The 16,492-nt window shown below is 72.4% G+C and carries 15 protein-coding genes; 6 read left to right on the forward strand and 9 right to left on the reverse strand.

Going from position 1 to position 16,492, the window contains the following annotated elements; translation table 11 throughout:
- Nucleotides 1-19: 19 nt before the first annotated feature.
- Nucleotides 20-553 (reverse strand): amino-acid N-acetyltransferase, encoded by a 534-nt coding sequence (locus tag ACO229_RS19405; protein WP_397412969.1) that lies wholly within the window; start codon nt 551-553, stop codon nt 20-22.
- A gap of 195 nt (nt 554-748) precedes the next feature.
- On the opposite strand from ACO229_RS19405, the gene ACO229_RS19410 reads away from it, so the two are divergent.
- The 3 genes from ACO229_RS19410 (at nt 749) to glpK (ending at nt 4,936) form a co-directional block, all read left to right on the forward strand.
- Nucleotides 749-2,494: an FAD-dependent oxidoreductase gene (locus ACO229_RS19410; RefSeq protein WP_397412968.1), complete on the forward strand. Its 1,746-nt coding sequence runs from the start codon at nt 749-751 to the stop codon at nt 2,492-2,494.
- Nucleotides 2,495-2,645: 151 nt separating this feature from the next.
- Nucleotides 2,646-3,374: an MIP/aquaporin family protein gene (locus ACO229_RS19415; protein WP_397412967.1), complete on the forward strand. Its 729-nt coding sequence runs from the start codon at nt 2,646-2,648 to the stop codon at nt 3,372-3,374.
- A gap of 47 nt (nt 3,375-3,421) precedes the next feature.
- The gene (gene glpK, locus ACO229_RS19420; protein ID WP_397412966.1) at nt 3,422-4,936 is read left to right on the forward strand and encodes a glycerol kinase GlpK; all 1,515 of its coding nucleotides are present in this window, start codon (nt 3,422-3,424) and stop codon (nt 4,934-4,936) included.
- A gap of 63 nt (nt 4,937-4,999) precedes the next feature.
- Here glpK and ACO229_RS19425 read toward each other — a convergent pair whose 3' ends face one another.
- The 4 genes from ACO229_RS19425 to ACO229_RS19440 are packed head-to-tail and all read right to left on the reverse strand — an operon-like array spanning nt 5,000 to nt 7,156.
- Nucleotides 5,000-5,593: a TetR/AcrR family transcriptional regulator gene (locus tag ACO229_RS19425; protein ID WP_397412965.1), complete on the reverse strand. Its 594-nt coding sequence runs from the start codon at nt 5,591-5,593 to the stop codon at nt 5,000-5,002.
- Complete coding sequence (locus ACO229_RS19430) at nt 5,577-6,287, reverse strand: YqeB family protein (protein WP_423462504.1); 711 nt, start codon at nt 6,285-6,287, stop codon at nt 5,577-5,579. The genes ACO229_RS19425 and ACO229_RS19430 overlap by 17 nt, the downstream gene beginning before the upstream one ends.
- A gap of 24 nt (nt 6,288-6,311) precedes the next feature.
- Nucleotides 6,312-6,704, reverse strand: a complete 393-nt coding sequence (locus tag ACO229_RS19435) for a DUF86 domain-containing protein (protein ID WP_423462505.1) — start codon at nt 6,702-6,704, stop codon at nt 6,312-6,314.
- Nucleotides 6,701-7,156: a helix-turn-helix domain-containing protein gene (locus ACO229_RS19440; protein WP_423462506.1), complete on the reverse strand. Its 456-nt coding sequence runs from the start codon at nt 7,154-7,156 to the stop codon at nt 6,701-6,703. The genes ACO229_RS19435 and ACO229_RS19440 overlap by 4 nt, the downstream gene beginning before the upstream one ends.
- A 98-nt stretch (nt 7,157-7,254) precedes the next feature.
- Here ACO229_RS19440 and ACO229_RS19445 point away from each other — a divergent pair, with 98 nt between their 5' ends.
- Complete coding sequence (locus ACO229_RS19445) at nt 7,255-8,553, forward strand: alpha/beta fold hydrolase (protein WP_423462507.1); 1,299 nt, start codon at nt 7,255-7,257, stop codon at nt 8,551-8,553.
- Between the two features lie 63 nt (nt 8,554-8,616).
- On the opposite strand, the gene ACO229_RS19450 is transcribed toward ACO229_RS19445, so the two are convergent.
- The 3 genes from ACO229_RS19450 to ACO229_RS19460 all read right to left on the reverse strand — a co-directional run bounded on the left by ACO229_RS19450 (nt 8,617) and on the right by ACO229_RS19460 (nt 12,472).
- The gene (locus ACO229_RS19450) at nt 8,617-10,089 is read right to left on the reverse strand and encodes a hypothetical protein (protein WP_423462508.1); all 1,473 of its coding nucleotides are present in this window, start codon (nt 10,087-10,089) and stop codon (nt 8,617-8,619) included.
- Between the two features lie 145 nt (nt 10,090-10,234).
- Nucleotides 10,235-10,849, reverse strand: coding sequence for a hypothetical protein (locus ACO229_RS19455; protein ID WP_423462509.1), 615 nt, complete (start codon nt 10,847-10,849; stop codon nt 10,235-10,237).
- A gap of 135 nt (nt 10,850-10,984) precedes the next feature.
- On the reverse strand, nt 10,985-12,472 hold the full coding sequence (locus ACO229_RS19460) for a helix-turn-helix domain-containing protein (RefSeq protein ID WP_397433305.1): 1,488 nt from the start codon (nt 12,470-12,472) through the stop codon (nt 10,985-10,987).
- Between the two features lie 196 nt (nt 12,473-12,668).
- On the opposite strand from ACO229_RS19460, the gene ACO229_RS19465 reads away from it, so the two are divergent.
- Nucleotides 12,669-14,594, forward strand: coding sequence for a phosphoenolpyruvate carboxykinase (GTP) (locus ACO229_RS19465; protein ID WP_423462510.1), 1,926 nt, complete (start codon nt 12,669-12,671; stop codon nt 14,592-14,594).
- 119 nt (nt 14,595-14,713) lie between these two features.
- Here ACO229_RS19465 and trpS read toward each other — a convergent pair whose 3' ends face one another.
- Nucleotides 14,714-15,808: a tryptophan--tRNA ligase gene (gene trpS / locus ACO229_RS19470; RefSeq protein ID WP_423462511.1), complete on the reverse strand. Its 1,095-nt coding sequence runs from the start codon at nt 15,806-15,808 to the stop codon at nt 14,714-14,716.
- A 205-nt stretch (nt 15,809-16,013) separates the two neighbouring features.
- Here trpS and ACO229_RS19475 point away from each other — a divergent pair, with 205 nt between their 5' ends.
- Complete coding sequence (locus tag ACO229_RS19475; RefSeq protein ID WP_397433335.1) at nt 16,014-16,490, forward strand: tRNA (cytidine(34)-2'-O)-methyltransferase; 477 nt, start codon at nt 16,014-16,016, stop codon at nt 16,488-16,490.
- Nucleotides 16,491-16,492 lie beyond the last annotated feature (2 nt).

The following is a 16,492-nucleotide window of genomic DNA, read 5'->3' on the forward strand; positions in this document are numbered from 1 at the left end:
CGCCGGGTCCCTGTGGCGGTCAGAGCTCCAGGAGCATGCGCGAGTTGCCGAGGGTGTTGGGCTTGACGCGTGCCAGGTCGAGGAACTCGGCCACGCCCTCGTCGTACGAGCGCAGCAGCTCGGTGTAGACCTCCGGCGTCACGGGGGTGCCGTCGATCTCGCGGAAGCCGTGCGCGGCGAAGAACTCGACCTCGAAGGTCAGGCAGAACACCCGGCGCAGCCCGAGCGCACGGGCCCGCTCGACGAGCGCCTGCAGCAGGGCGTGACCCACCCGGCGGCCGCGCCAGTCCTCGTGCACCGCGAGCGTGCGCACCTCGGCGAGGTCGTCCCACATCACGTGCAGCGCCCCGCACCCGACGGCGGGGGCGTCCGCGGGCGCGGCCGGGTCGGTCGCCACCAGGAACTCCTGCACCGCCTCGTAGTAGCCGACCATCTCGTACGGCCGCAGGATGCGACGGCGGCTGAGCGGCTCGACCAGGTCGCGGATCGTCCGCACGTCGGCGGGGAGAGCAGGCCGGATCACGGGCGCAGCGGGCGCCTCGGGTGTCGTCACGGCGCCACACTACGGCCGGGGCGCGACACCGCGCCGCACCGCTTCGTCCCCACCGCCCGCCGGCGCACAATTCCAGGCAAAACGCCTGGCCAAAACCCGCCCTGAACAGGAAGTGAGCAAGAGAACATCCCACCACACCCCGACCCGCAGGGCAAAGGTCTTGCCAAGTAGCGGAATGCGTGGTGAGTTTGGCGCATGGCATCCACACGCCTGACCGCAGATGCGAGGGCGCAAGCGCTGGCGGCCCTCGAGGCCAGCGTGAGCCCCTCGGCCGAGCTCGACGTCCTGGTGATCGGGGGCGGCGTCACCGGCGCCGGCATAGCGCTCGACGCCGTCACGCGCGGGTTGTCCACCGCCGTGGTCGAGGCGCAGGACTGGGCGCAGGGAACGTCCAGCCGCAGCAGCAAGCTGGTCCACGGCGGCCTGCGCTACCTGCAGATGCTCGACTTCGAGCTGGTCCACGAAGCGCTCACCGAGCGCGACCTGCTCCTCCGGGACCTCGCACCGCACCTGGTGCGACCGGTCCCGTTCTTGTATCCGCTGGAGCACCGCGTCTGGGAGCGGGCCTACGTGGGCACGGGCATCGCCCTGTACGACGTGCTCGCGACGCTCACCCCGGGCCGCCGTCCGATGCCGTTCCACCGGCACCTGAGCAAGGCCCAGATGGAGGCCAAGTTCCCGGACCTGGCCCACGACGCCGCCGTCGGCGCGGTGCAGTACTGGGACGCCTCGGTCGACGACGCCCGCCTGGTCGCCACCCTCATCCGCACGGCCGCGAGCTACGGCGCGCACGCCGCGAGCCGCACGCAGGTCGTGAGCCTCACGCAGGGTGCGACGGGTGCGGTGAACGGCGCCGTCGTCGTGGACCTGGAGAGCGGCAAGGAGATCACCGTCCGGGCCCGCTCGGTCATCAACGCGACGGGGGTCTGGACCGAGGACACCGAGGCCCTGGCCGGGTCGGAGGGCGGCCTGCGGGTGCTCGCCAGCAAGGGTGTGCACCTCGTCGTCCCGCGCGAGCGCATCCGCGGGAACGCCGGGCTCATCCTGCAGACCGAGAAGTCGGTGCTGTTCGTCATCCCGTGGAGCCGGTACTGGATCATCGGCACCACGGACACGCCGTGGGACCTCGACCCGACCCACCCCGTGGCCACCAGCGCCGACATCGACTACGTGCTGGACCACGCCAACGCGGTCCTCGCACACCCGCTGAGCAGGGAAGACATCATCGGCACCTACGCGGGCCTGCGTCCGCTGCTCCAGCCGGGCACCAAGGCCGGCACCAGCAGCGCGAAGGTGAGCCGCGAGCACACGGTGGCTTCCCCGACGCCGGGCCTGACCGTCATCGCGGGCGGCAAGCTGACCACGTACCGGGTCATGGCCAAGGACGCGGTCGACTTCGCGATCGGTCAGCGCGCGGCCGCCCTCCCGTCGATCACGCACCAGATCCCGCTCACGGGCGCGGTCGGCCTGCGGGCCGTGCAGCGCCAGGCCCGCACCTGGGGCAAGCGGTTCGGCTGGGCTCCCCCGCTGCTGGACCACCTGCTGCACCGGTACGGCGCCAACCTGGCCGAGATCGTCGAGCTGTGCGACGCCGACCCGTCGCTCGCCGTACCGCTGGAGCACGCCCCCGCGTACCTGCGGGCCGAGGTGTACTACGCGGTGAGCCACGAGGGCGCCCTCCACCTGGAGGACGTGCTGTCGCACCGCACCCGCCTGGTCTACGAGGTCCCCGACCGTGGCACGGAGGCCGCCGAGGAGGTCGCCTCGATCGTGGCGCCGCTGCTCGGCTGGGACGTGTCCGACACGGAGCGCGAGGTCCGGTCGTGGCAGGCGCGGATCGAGGCCGAGCGGCACGCGGAGGAGGCGCCCGACGACGAGGCCGCCGAGCAGGCACGTCAGACGACCCCGGACGTGGCGGCGATGCAGCCGCTCCGGGGCTGAGACACCCCGGGACCACGCGCCCCGGGGTCAGGCAAGCAACCAAGGAGACCGACCAGTACATCCCCACTAGTCCGCCGACGAGCTACCCCTGTGGAGCCGCCGGGTTCACCCCCGTACGCCGACAGCGTTGTCGGCAGAGAGCGAGTCAGCGATGAACGCATTCACGGACATCGTGGTGCCCGAGTTCCTCGGCACCATGATCCTGATCCTCGGTGGCGCCGGCGTGGTGGCCAACGCGATCCTCCCCAAGACCAAGGGCTTCAACGGCGGCTGGCTGATGATCAACTTCGGGTGGGGCCTCGCGGTCTTCGCCGGTGTGTTCGTCTCGCTGAAGTCCGGCGCACACATCAACCCGGCGGTGACGCTCGGCATCCTCACCAGCGGCGCCGAGGAGTTCGGTCCCGGCATCGCCGCCACCTTCGGCAACCTGCTCGTCTACTGGGCCGCGCAGCTCGTCGGTGCCTTCGTGGGCGCCGTCCTCGCGTACCTGGCCTACAAGCAGCACTTCGACCTGGACGCCGACCCGGCGGTCAAGCTCGGCGTCTTCTCGACGGGTCCGGAGATCCGGTCGTACGCCTGGAACTTCGTCACCGAGGCCGTCGCGACGTTCATGCTGGTCTTCGTCATCCTGTCGTTCGCGAACTGGCCCGGGGACATGGGGCCGCTGGCCGCCGCGCTCCTGGTGCTCGGTATCGGTGCGAGCCTCGGTGGCCCCACGGGGTACGCCATCAACCCGGCGCGTGACTTCGGTCCGCGTATCGCCCACTTCCTGCTGCCCATCCCGGGCAAGGGCGGGAGCGACTGGGCCTACTCGTGGGTCCCGGTGCTCGGCCCGCTGGTCGGCGGCGCCCTGGGCGGACTGCTCATCGCGGCCCTGTAGCCGCACCCTCGACACGGACCACGACATGGACAAGGGAGTCTCTTCCGATGGCTGACTACGTACTCGCGATCGACCAGGGCACCACGAGCACCCGGGCGATCGTGTTCAACCACGCCGGGACCATCGTGTCCACGGGCCAGATCGAGCACGACCAGGTCTTCCCGAAGGCCGGCTGGGTGGAGCACAAGCCCGACCAGATCTGGGACAACACCCGTCAGGTCGTCGGGCTCGCCCTGACCAAGGCGAACCTCAACCACACCGACCTCGCCGCCGTGGGCATCACCAACCAGCGCGAGACCACGGTGGTGTGGGACAAGACCACGGGCAAGCCCGTCTACAACGCGATCGTGTGGCAGGACACCCGCACGCAGGCGATCGTCGACGAGCTCGGCGGCTCCGAGGGCCCCGACAAGTACAAGTCGGTGGTGGGCCTGCCGCTCGCCACCTACTTCTCCGGCCCCAAGGTGAAGTGGATCCTCGACAACGTGGAGGGCGCCCGCGAGGCGGCGGACCGCGGCGACCTGCTGTTCGGCAACACGGACGCGTGGGTGCTGTGGAACATGACCGGCGGGCCCGACGGCGGCGTGCACGTCACCGACGTCACGAACGCGTCGCGCACCATGCTCATGGACCTCGACACGCTGTCCTGGCGCGAGGACATCGCCGCCGACATGGGCATCCCCCTGTCGATGCTGCCGGAGATCCGCTCCTCCTCCGAGGTGTACGGCAAGGGCCGCCCGCGCGGCATGGTGCCCGGTGTCCCCATCGCGGGCATCCTCGGCGACCAGCAGGCCGCGACGTTCGGCCAGGCGTGCTTCGACGTCGGCACCGCGAAGAACACCTACGGCACCGGCAACTTCATGCTGCTCAACACGGGCACGGAGAAGGTGCCCTCCGAGAACGGCCTGCTCACCACGGTCTGCTACAAGATCGGCGACGCCGCGCCGATCTACGCCCTGGAGGGGTCCATCGCCGTCACGGGCTCGCTCGTGCAGTGGCTGCGCGACAACCTGGGCCTGTTCGCGGACGCGCCCGACGTCGAGTGGTACGCCCGCAAGGTCGAGGACAACGGCGGCGCCTACTTCGTGCCGGCGTTCTCCGGCCTGTTCGCGCCGTACTGGCGGCCCGACGCGCGCGGTGCGCTGGTGGGCCTGACCCGGTACGTGAACCGCAACCACATCGCGCGTGCCGCGCTGGAGGCGACGGCGTTCCAGACCCGCGAGGTCATGGACGCCATGAAGGCCGACTCCGGCGTGGACCTCACGGAGCTCAAGGTCGACGGCGGCATGGTCGCCAACGAGCTGCTCATGCAGTTCCAGGCCGACCAGCTCGGCGTGCCCGTCGTCCGCCCGGTGGTCGCCGAGACGACGGCGCTCGGCGCCGCCTACGCGGCCGGTATCGCCGTCGGCTTCTGGCAGGGCGAGTCGGACGTGATCGCCAACTGGGCCGAGGACCGGCGCTGGGAACCGGCGATGGACGAGGCCGAACGGGACCGCCTGTACCGGAGCTGGAAGAAGGCGGTCACGAAGACGTTCGACTGGGTCGACGAGGACGTCCAGTAGCGAGGACGCCCGGTAGCACCGCCAGACGCCCAGGCCACCCCGGTGGCCTGGGCGTCTGGCACGTCAGGGAGCCAGGAAACGACGGGCGGCGTCGACCAGCGTCTCCGTCTCGGCCTCGACCGTGAAGCCGTCCTCCGACGCCGCACGGCCGAGGAACCCGTCGGTGAGCAGGTAGAGCCACGAGACGATCCGCTCGGGCCCGAGGTCGGCCCGGATCTGGCCCGCCCGCTGCGCCCGCTCGACCCACGGCAGCATCAGCTCGCGCTGCGCCCGGGCGTCCTCCTCCAGCATCGCCGCGACGTCCGGCTGCTGCATGATGCCGCCCACCGCGCGCACGAACCCGGGCATCCGGGGGTCCGCTGCGTCCTCGGCGCCGCGCCGTACGACGTCGAGGAGCACACCGAGCGCATCCGTCCGTCCCGCGTAGGCTTCGGCGCGCTCCCGCACCTCGGCCACGCCGAGCGTCAGGATCGCCAGCAGCACGTCCCGCTTCGTCGGGAAGTAGTGGAAGAACGTGCCCGACCCGATGCCCGCCTGCCGGCAGATCGCGGCGGTGGTGGCGCCGTCGTACCCCCGCTCGGCGAAGACGGTGAACGCGGCGTCGATGATGACGAGCCGGCGGGCCTCGTGCCGTGCGGGATCAACGGTCCGTGCCACGCGAACCCCCCGCGGCCGACGCCGTACGACGGACCTGGAGCCGGTCGTCCCGGAGCCGCGCCACGAGCCCGAGCGCGTCCAGCTCCTCGTCCGCCGCCCGGCGTGCGACGGCGTCCTTGCGCTCCGCGAGCCGACGGCGCAGCACCTCGTGCTCGGCCGCCGTGAACCCCGGCCGGCCGTCGACCCAGCGTTCGAACCGCTGCTCGTGCGGGTCGGCCTCCGACCACGGCCAGCCGTGCTCCGCCAGTGCGTCGCGCACCCGGGCGGCGGGCAGGGTGTCGACGTCCAGCCGGGCACGCAGACCGCCGTCGGGCCGCAGCAGCACCAGGTCGCTCCGGTCCCGGAACACGGCTCCGACGTCCGAGCGCTCGACCCAGGCGGCCCGCTCCTCCTGCTCGTGCTCCAGGTGGTCGCGCGCCACGGTCAGGACCGGCGCCTCGCCCACGGTGACCGTGGCGAGGAAGGCTCCACCCACGAGACCGAGACCGCCGAGGATGCCGAGGGACCACGGCAGGGACAGCGACTCGACCAGCCGGAGCACGCCGGGCACCGGCAGCGGCGTCGCGTCGATCAGCCCGGCCAGCCCACCCGCCAGCGGCGACGCGAACCAGCCCAGCACGAGGCCGAGGGCGAGCGTGCCGAGGCCGATCAGGACGGGGAGCGCGGGCGGCTGGCGCACCGGGGTGGTCGTCATACCTCAATTATTAGAGCAACCACTCTATTTTTGCAACGCTCGCCCGTCCCGGTCGACGAGCTGCTCGATCATCTGCGGCACGCGCTTCTCCAGCGCGCGCCACACCAGCTCGTCGTCCACGCCGTCGTCGACATGTGCGATCACGTTGCGCACCCCCCTGAGCGCCGGCCAGCCGACGTCGGGGTGCTGGTCCTTGAACCAGTCCGGGAGCCGCTCAGCCACGGTCGCGATGTTCAGCACGATGTGCTCACCAAAACCCCTGTTCCGCTCGCCGTCGAACGTCGGGGCCAGGTACGCGTCGCGCCCTTCGGCGACGAGCCGACGCGCCTGCTCGCCGAACCTTGCGAGGTCCGCCAGGTACCGGTCGACCTTTTCCCGCCCAGCTGCCGCGCCGCCGAGCGCCCCGTCGGCCGTCACAGCGGAACCGCTTCCGCCCGTGCGCGCGCGACCACGGGCCCCCGCGCGTCGTCCGGAACCACGTCGACCGGAACTCCGACCACATCCTCCAGCGCCTCGCTGAGCAGGGCCTTGTCGAAGATGTCGAAGTCCGCCGGGACCGTCACCAGCAGGTCGACGTCGGACCGCTCGGTGTCCTCGCCTCGCGCCACCGAGCCGAACACACGCGGATTGGTCACGCGATACCTACCGAGAACCTCCCGCACCTGCTCGAGCACCGCCTCGAGCAGCAGGGAGGGGCGCAGCCGGAGCGCAGCGTCGAGCCGGGCACGCGTCTCCAGTGCAGGGCTGCGGGTGCCCCTCTCGATCGCAGCGATCGCCGGCTGCGAAGTACCAGACCTCGCGGCCAGCTCACGCTGCGTCAACCCCGCACGCAGGCGACGCGCACGCAGGTCGCTCCCGTAGTCACCCATGACGACGATTATATCGACCTGTGATCACAGGGTTGGATCGACGCAGGACCCCGACGGGTCGTGGTTGAAGGATCCCCGCGCCCCGATACCGTTGCCCCGTGCCCATCAGCTACTCCCTCCCCGGCGTCCACGTGACCGACCACTCCGTCGACGTCCCGCTGGACTGGTCCCAGCCCGACGGCTCCCCCGCCATCTCCGTCTTCGCCCGCGAGCTGGTGGACCCGGCCCGCCGCACCGAGGACCTGCCGCTCCTCGTCTTCCTCCAGGGCGGCCCGGGCGGCAAGGGGCCACGCCCCACCGGCCCCGAGGGCTGGGTCGGCGAGGCGCTCAAGCGGTTCCGCGTGATCCTCCTCGACCAGCGCGGCACCGGCCGGTCCACGCCCGTCCGGGCGGCGACGCTCGGCGCGCTCGGCTCGGCGCAGGACCAGGCCGAGTACCTGTCGCACTTCCGCGCCGACAACATCGTGCACGACGCCGAGCACGTGCGGCAGGTCCTGTTCGACGGCCGGCGCTGGACGTCGCTCGGGCAGTCGTACGGCGGGTTCATCACCATGACGTACCTCTCGTTCGCCCCCGAAGGCCTGGCCGCGAGCCTCGTGACCGGCGGCCTGCCCGGGCTGACGGCGTCGGCCCGGGAGGTCTACGAGCGCACCCAGCCGCGCGTGGTGGCCAAGAACGAGCGGTTCCGCGCGCGCTACCCGCACGCCGTGAAGACCCTCGGGCAGATCGCCGACCGGCTCGCCTCGGGCGGGGTCACGGAGCCCGGCGGGGACGTCCTGACCACGCGTCGCTTCCAGACCCTCGGCATGGACTTCGGCATGCAGCCCGGTTTCGAGCGGGTGCACTGGATCGTCGACGAGGCGTTCGACTCCCCGCACGGCGGGCCGCTCAGCGACACGTTCCTGGCCACGGTCGCGGCCGAGACCTCGTTCGCCACCAACCCGCTGTACGCGGTGCTGCACGAGTCCATCTACGCCCAGTCCCACACCGGCCCGACGGCGTGGGCCGCCCAGTCCGTGCGCGACGCCGATCCCGCGTTCGACGAGTCGGCCCGGCCGCTGCTGCTGACCGGCGAGATGATCTACCCCTGGATGTTCTCCGAGATCAAGGCCCTGCGGCCGTTCGAGGCGGCCGCCCACGCGCTCGCGGAGCGGCAGGACTGGCGCGACCTGTACGACCTGCACCGGCTCGCGGAGAACGAGGTGCCCGTCGAGGCCGCCGTGTACTTCGACGACATGTTCGTCGACGCGTCGCTCTCGCTGGAGACCGCCGCGCACGTGGGCAACGTGGAGCCGTGGGTCACCAACGAGTTCGAGCACGACGGGCTGCGGCTCGGCGACGTCCTCCCCCGGCTGCTGGACCGTCTGGACGCCCGAGGCGGCCCGCTGCGCGGCTGAACCGTGCCAGGCGTACGGATCCCTCAGGTGGCCTGTACGCCTGACACGTGCCGGTCGGCAGGATCAGTAGGTGTAGGTGTTCAGGGTCGCCACCGCCGCGGCCGGGTCGCCCACGTCGTAGCGGTCCACGGCGAGGTAGGTCGGCTTCTTGCGGGCTGCCGGCTGGCAGAACCGTTGCGCCCGGTTGAGCAGCCGCTCGTTGTCCGTCCGGGCCGTGGCCGCGACGGGGACGTCCCGGAAGTGGTTCATCACGAACAGCGGCCGGAACCCGGAGCCGGGCTCCGTGAGCGGGATGTTCGTGCCCGCGTCGTACCACCGGCTGTAGCAGGACCAGTCCGAGTCGCCGATGCCGGGCCCCATGGACCAGTAGTTCTCGACCGTCCACTCGCGCTGGTACAGCACTCCGAAGCTGTCCCGCGTGAGCCCGGCGGACTCGTCCGCGGACCGGCTGTGGTCGCTGAAGATCAGGAGCCGGTCGTCGTCCGCGACGAGCCGCTCCATGGTGGGCCACCCGTGCTCACGGACCCCGGTCAGGTCCGGGCGGTAGAGCACGTCCGCGAGGCCGGTCACCCGGTCGAGCTCGGCGCGCAGCACCTCCGGGTCCACGTAGTCCTCCAGGAACACGGTGACGAACTGGTCGGGGTGGGCCGCCAGGAAGTCCACCATGCGCTGGAGGTCGACCCACAGTGCGACCGGGCTGCCCACCAGCGTGCAGCTGTTGTGGCAGAGGATCGCGCCGTCCGGCGTCTGGTGGACGTCGAGCTGGAACCCGCGCACGCCGTCCGCGAGCTGCTGCTCGATGCCGCGCACCTGGTTGGGCGCGAGGTTGACGAACGGCGGTGCGAAGCCGCCGTCCACACCGTTCGCGTACGCGTTGTGCGCCGTGAGGAACGTCATCTGGTCGAGGGTGCGCTCGCCGGCCGGTGGCGCCGGGTTCGTCACCGGGCCCTCCGGGGTCAGGTACCACTCCGCGAGGGTCCCGGACGCGCCCACCGTGAGCTGCGCCGGGTAGCCGGCCCCGCTCGGCCGGGGACCGACCGCGAGGTAGCCGTCGGTCCCGGGAGCCCTGAGCCGGTAACGGTCGGCGCCGGCGTCGACGATCTCCCAGGCCGCCTCCACCGTGCCGCACGCGACCGTCCGGGCCTGCGTCCCGGACCGGCCCAGGCAGCGCCCCGCCGTGTCCGCGCTCTCCAGCACGGTGGCGGACCCCTCGGCCCGCAGCCTCCAGCGCTGGTGGTCCTCGTCGCCCCGGGGGCGGTGCTGCTCCACGGCACCCGCCGCGTCGGCCGCGTTGAGCCCGGTCGTGACGCTCTGCACGTAGTACGTGCCGCCGGGCGGCGCGGCGGACACGACGGGGGACGCCGCGGACGCGGCAGGCGGCGTGGCGGGCGCGGGCGGTGCGGCGACGGCGGACACGGCGGTGACCGGCACCGCAGCGGCCGGTACAGCGACGGCCGACACAGCGACGACCGACACAGCGGTGACGACGGCGACGAGCGCCGCGGTGGTGCCGGCCAGGGCTCGGGAGGTGCTCATCCGGCGGGGCCTTCCTCTCGGGCCGGGATCCGGTGGGGCAGGCCGCACGCGCACCGGCCGGACGCCATCACACCAGGGGGCCGCACCCGCTGTCATCAGTGATTTCCCCACAGCTCCCGGGCGGGCGCCCCGGCCGCCGTCGGGGTCAGCGCAGCGACGGGATGGACGCCACCACGTAGCCGTCGATCTCGAGCACGTCGCCGGGAGCCAGGCGCGGCTCGCCGACGGGGACGCAGAGCGTCACCTGGAAGCCGTCGGTCTGCACGCGGGCGGCGGTGAAGCCCTGGCCGGTCCGGCTGACGGACCGCTCCTCGACGGCCAGGACGACGCCGGTCAGGTGCGCCGTGGCATCGGTCGAGGCGGCGTAGGCCCCGGTAGGCTCGAAGACCAGGCCGGGCGGGACGCCGTCGGCCCGGCCGGTGACGTGCACCGTGTTGCCGAGCACGACCACGGACACCGGGGCCTCGATCGGCGGCTCCGCCGAGCCGAGCAGGGCGAGCTCCTCGAGCTGGCAGGCGATCTCGGTGAAGACCTCGTCCTGGTCGTTCACGAGCTCGGCGAGCACGAGCCCGCCGTCGACCGCCTGCGGCTCGGACATGACGGCGCCGGGGGCTGCGTAGAAGGTGGGCGTGACCACGCGAACCAAGTCGCCCTCGGTGGTGATGACCAGGCGGGCACCGGACGCGTCGGTCCAGATATGGACGCCGACCTCGCCGTCCTTGGCGATGGTCTCCGCCTCCGAGCGGGCCGCCGCCACCATGTCGCGAAAGTCGCTACGCCGCCAGACGTTCAGTCCGATACATGCCAGGTTGGATGCCACGGTTGCCTACGCTAACCCGGCGACGCCCGGAGGACTCGGCGGAATCGGACCCCCTGGACCTGTCCGACATTCGGGTCAGTCGGGGGCGTGCTTGTCGAGGAACGCGTAGACCTCGGCGTCGTCCACACCGGGAAAGGCGCCGCGTGGCAGGGCCGCGAGGATCTGCTGGTGCATGCGGCCGGACGGCCACGCCTCGCCGGACCACCGCTGGGTGAGCTCGGGCGCCGGGCGCTGGCAGCAGGCCGGGTCCGGGCACGTGGACGTGCGCCGCACCTGCGTGTCGCGGCCGCGGAACCACTTGGCGTGCGCGTAGGGCACGCCGACGGTGATGGAGAACGCGCCCGACCCTCCGTCCGGCCCGCCCGACGGCGACATGGAGCCGGTCTGGGTGGAGCACCAGAAGGTGCCCGCGGGGGTGTCGGTGTACTGGTAGAACTCGGTGGCCCGGTCGCGCCGTTCGAACGCCTCGCGGGCCGCCCACCGCCGGCAGATGAGCTGCCCCTCGATGGCCCCCGTGACGTCCTGGGGGAACGGCAGGCCGTCGTTGGCGTAGCCGCGGAAGAGGGCGCCGTCCGCCCCCACGCGCAGGAAGTGCAGCGGGATGCCGAGGTGGTGCGTGGCGAGGTTGGTGAGCCGCATCGCCGCCGCCTCGTGCGTGATGCCGAACGCGTCGCGGAAGTCCTCCACGGCGAGGTCGCGCTCGCGCTTGCGGTCCTGGAGGAACGGCACGGCCACGAACTGGGGCGCGAGGCAGGCGGCGGCGAAGTACGTGATCTCGACGCGCTGACGCAGGAACTCGCCGTACGAGCTGGGCCGGTCGTGCTCCAGCACGCGGTGCGCGAGCGCCTGGAGCGCGAGCGACCGCAGCCCGTGGCCACCCGGGGTCGACGCCGGGGGCAGGTAGATGCGTCCGTTGCGCAGATCCGTCACCGACCGGGCGGACCGGGGCAGGTCGTCGACGTGCAGCAGCGTGAAGCCCATCTGCTCGGCCATCCGGGCCACGGTGCGGTGGGTCAGTGCGCCGCCCGTGTACCCGGCGGCCTTGACCATCTGCTCCGCGACGGCCTCGAACTGCGGGTAGTGGTTGTCGCGGGCCTCCCGCTCCAGGCGCAGGTCGGTGTTGGCGCGGCGCGCCTCCTCGGGCGTCGCGATGGCGAGCTGCTCACGGCGGGCCAGCTCGTCGTGCAGGCCCACGAGCTGCTCCAGCACCGGCGTGGGGAGCTTCTGGCTCGGCTTGACGGCGGGCACGCCCAGGGTGGTGAACAGGGGCGAGCGCTGCGCGCGGTCGAGCGCGATCTCCAGGGCCGCGCGGCGCGACGGCGGCTCGGGGCTGAGCAGCTCGCCCATCGGCACGCCGAGGGCCTCGGCGATCGACCGGAGGAGCCCGAGCCGGGGTTCGCGCCGGCCGTTCTCCACGAGCGAGAGCAGGCTGGGTGCCGAGCCCACCTGCTCGCCCAGCGCGTCCAGCGTGAGCCCGCGTGCGGTGCGCAGGTGCCGGATGCGCCGCCCCAGCGTGATCAGGTCGGTCTCGCCGCCGGTGCTCGTGTCGCTGGTGTTCGGCATGGCTCGCTCCCTCCGTCCGCTGCGCCGTGGCCGGCCGGCCGCCCCGTGCCGTGACCGGGCAGCAGGATCACGCTCCTTCACACTACGTGAAGATCGGCGATTCTTGACAGCCGGAGGGCTGGAATTCCGGGCGATCCGCACATGAGAGTGGAAACAAGCCCGCCACCGTGGCCCGCTTTTGACGATCGGAGCGCACATGTCCGTCCTCGCGAACCCCCGCCGAACCCGGCTCGTCGCCGAGCTCGTCTCCGACGTGACCACCGAGCAGGGCTCCGCCCCCGCCGACGCGGACGCCCGGGCCGCGCGCCGCGACACGCAGGAGGCCGGACGGCAGGACGTGCGTGCCTGGGTGGCGAGCGTCGCCGAGCTCACCCAGCCGGACCGGATCGTGTGGTGCGACGGCTCGGCCGGCGAGAAGCAGCGCCTGATCGACCAGATGCTGGCCGCCGGCACGCTCGTCGGCCTGAACCCCGAGAAGCGGCCGGGCTCGTACCTGGCCCGCTCCAACCCGGCCGACGTGGCCCGTGTCGAGTCCCGCACCTTCATCTGCTCGGAGCGGGAGGAGGACGCCGGCCCCACCAACAACTGGGTGGACCCGGCGGACATGCGCGCCGAGCTGGAGGGCGTCTTCGCCGGCTCCATGAAGGGCCGCACCATGTACGTGGTGCCGTTCTCGATGGGCCCCGTGGGCGGCCCCATCTCGCAGGTGGGCATCGAGATCACGGACTCCCCGTACGTCGTGGTGTCGATGCACGTCATGACGCGGGTCTCGGACGAGATCCTGCGCCTGATCGACGCCGGGCAGCAGTGGGTCCCCGCCGTGCACTCGGTGGGTGCGCCGCTGGCCGAGGGTGCGGCGGACGTCGCCTGGCCGTGCAACGACACGAAGTACATCGTGCACTTCCCGGAGAGCCGCGAGATCTGGTCGTACGGCTCCGGGTACGGCGGCAACGCCCTGCTCGGCAAGAAGTGCTTCGCGCTGCGCATCGCCTCGGCGATGGCCCGCGACGAGGGCTGGCTCGCCGAGCACATGCTGCTGATCCGCATCACCTCGCCCGAGCAGCGTCAGTACCACCTGGCCGCGGCCTTCCCGAGCGCGTGCGGCAAGACCAACCTGGCGATGCTGCAGCCCACGATCCCGGGCTGGACGGTCGAGACCCTGGGCGACGACATCGTGTGGATGCGCCCCGGCCCGGACGGCACGCTGCGCGCCATCAATCCCGAGGCCGGCTTCTTCGGTGTCGCACCCGGTACGGGCATCGACACCAACCCGACGGCCGTGGCCACGTTCGACCGCGACACCATCTTCACCAACGTGGCGCTCACCGACGACGGCGACGTCTGGTGGGAGGGCCTGACGCCGGAGCCCCCGGCGCACCTGACCGACTGGCAGGGCAACGACTGGACGCCGGACTCCGGGACCCCTGCGGCGCACCCGAACTCCCGCTTCACCGTGGCCGCCGCACAGTGCCCCACCATCGCGGACACCTGGGAGGACCCGGCCGGCGTGCCGGTCGACGCGATCGTGTTCGGTGGGCGCCGCGCCACCAACGTGCCCCTCGTGGCCCAGTCGTTCGGCTGGGAGCACGGTGTGTTCATGGGCGCGACCATCTCCTCGGAGCGGACCGCCGCCGCCGAGGGTGCCCTCGGTGAGCTGCGCCGCGACCCCTTCGCGATGCTCCCGTTCTGCGGCTACAACATGGCCGACCACTGGGCGCACTGGCTGGAGGTCGGCGCGGGCATCGAGGAGTCGAAGCGCCCGCGGATCTTCCAGGTCAACTGGTTCCGCAAGGGCGACGACGGCCGCTTCCTCTGGCCCGGGTTCGGCGAGAACTCGCGTGTCGTCGAGTGGATCGTGGGCCAGGTCGAGGCCGGCCGCGGCCTGCGGCCCGACGACGCCGCGGTCAGCTCGCCCGTGGGCCTGCTGCCCGCGCCGGGCACGCTGAACCTGACCGGCCTGGACGTGCCGGACGCCGATCTCGCCGCCCTGTTCGACGTCCCCGCCGGGCCCTGGCTCGCCGAGGCCGACCTGACCGAGGAGTTCTTCGCGCAGTTCGGCGACCACACGCCGGCTGCCCTGCGCGACCAGCTGGACGCCCTGCGGGAGCGACTGGCCCGATGAGCTTCGGGCGGTCGGCGGCGCGACCTTCCCGGGTGGCTACCCGTCGCGCCGCCGGCCGCCCGAACAGGCTTCCCCGGCCGGGTTATTGAGGCATCCCGGCCGGGGAGCTCCCCTGCCGCTCAGTACCGCATCCCCATCAGCCCGCGCACGTCGTCGAGCGTGCGGTCCGCGATCTCGTTCGCCCGGGCGTTCCCGCGCGCGAGCACGTCCGCGACGTACCGCGGGCCCGCGGAGGCGAGCTCCCGGCGTCGGGCCCGCAGCGGACGCAGACCTTCGACCACCGCCTCGGTGACCAGTGCCTTGAGCCGCCCGGCGCCCGCGGGACCGACCTCGTCGGCGAGCGCCTCCGGTGACGTGCCGGAGAAGTGCGCGCCGATCCGGAGCAGGTTCGCGATCTCGGGCCGGCGCTCGGGCTCGTAGGTGATCGTGCGGTCGGCATCGGTCCTGGCGCGCTTGAAGTAGGCCGCGGTCTGGTCCTCCGACGCGCGCAGCTCCAGGGCGTTCCCCCGTGACTTCGACATCTTGACCCCGTCGTCGCCCAGCACGGTGAGGGACGGCGTCACGAGTGCGTCGGGCTCCGCGAAGTACGGGCGCGCCGCCGCGTAGCGCTGGTTGAACCGCCGGGCGACGGTGCGCGTGATCTCCAGGTGGGGCAGCTGGTCGGCGCCGACCGGCACCAGGTTGCCGTGGCAGAACAGGATGTCGGCCGCCTGGTGCACCGGGTAGGTGAGCAGCAGGCCGCTCGTGCCCCGGCGGCCCTGCGCGGCCGAGGCCTCCGCCTCGGCCTTCACGGTCGGGTTGCGCTCCAGCTCCGCGACGCTCACCAGGGAGAGGAACGGCAGCAGGAGCTGGTTCAGGGCGGGCACCGCCGAGTGGGTGAACACGGTGCTGCGCGCGGGGTCCACGCCGGCCGCGAGGTAGTCGAGCAGCACCTCACGGACGGTGGCGGGCAGGTCCCCGGCGTCGTCCCGGTCGGTGATGACCTGGTAGTCGGCGACGATCAGGAACACCTCCACACCCAGGTTCTGCAGCCGCACGCGGTTGGCGACGGTACCGAGCAGGTGGCCCAGGTGCAGCGCCCCGGTGGGGCGGTCGCCGGTCAGTACGCGGTACCCGGCGGGGTTGCGAGCGACGAGGTGCTCCAGCTCGGCGCTGCGTTCCCGGGCGGCCGCGACGGCGGGCGTGGGTGCTCCGGGTGAGGTGATGACGGACATGCGGGTCTCCTTGGTGAGGGAGCCGCCCGTGCGCGACGTCGGGTACGACGACAGAAGTCCCGGCTGCGGCGGGCAGCTCGGGACTTCGGTGCGGGTGGGCGCGTCAGGTCACGGCTGCGAGTGCAGCCGCCACCAGCTCAGCCCGTGCGTCATGCTCCCAGGTTACAGCGACAATGGACGGGTGCCGCACTCCGCTGACGCCCCCATGCCGCCCCCGCTCGCCCACATCGTGTACTTCGAGCCGCGCATCCCCGGCAACACCGGTTCCGCGATCCGGCTGGCGGCGGTGACGGGCGCACGCCTGCACCTGGTGGAGCCGCTGGGCTTCGACCTGTCGGAGGCCAAGCTGAAGCGCGCGGGCCTCGACTACCACGACCTCGCCGTCATGGACGTGCACCCCTCGCTCGACGTCGCGCTCGACGCGCTGCCGGACGCCCGGGTGTTCGCGTTCACGACCCGCGCGACCACCCGGTTCACCGACGTGGCGTACCGGTCCGGAGACGTGCTGCTGTTCGGCCCGGAGCCCACGGGCCTGCCGCCGGAGGCGCTGGCGCACCCGCGCGTCACGGACGAGCTGCGCATCCCGATGCTGCCCGGCCGGCGCTCGCTCAACCTGACGAACGCGGCGTCGATCGCGGTGTACGAGGTGTGGCGCCAGCTCGGCTTCGCCGAAGGTGCGTGACG

This window comes from Promicromonospora sp. MS192 (assembly GCF_049532985.1).
In the GTDB taxonomy this organism is placed as follows: Bacteria; Actinomycetota; Actinomycetes; order Actinomycetales; family Cellulomonadaceae; genus Promicromonospora.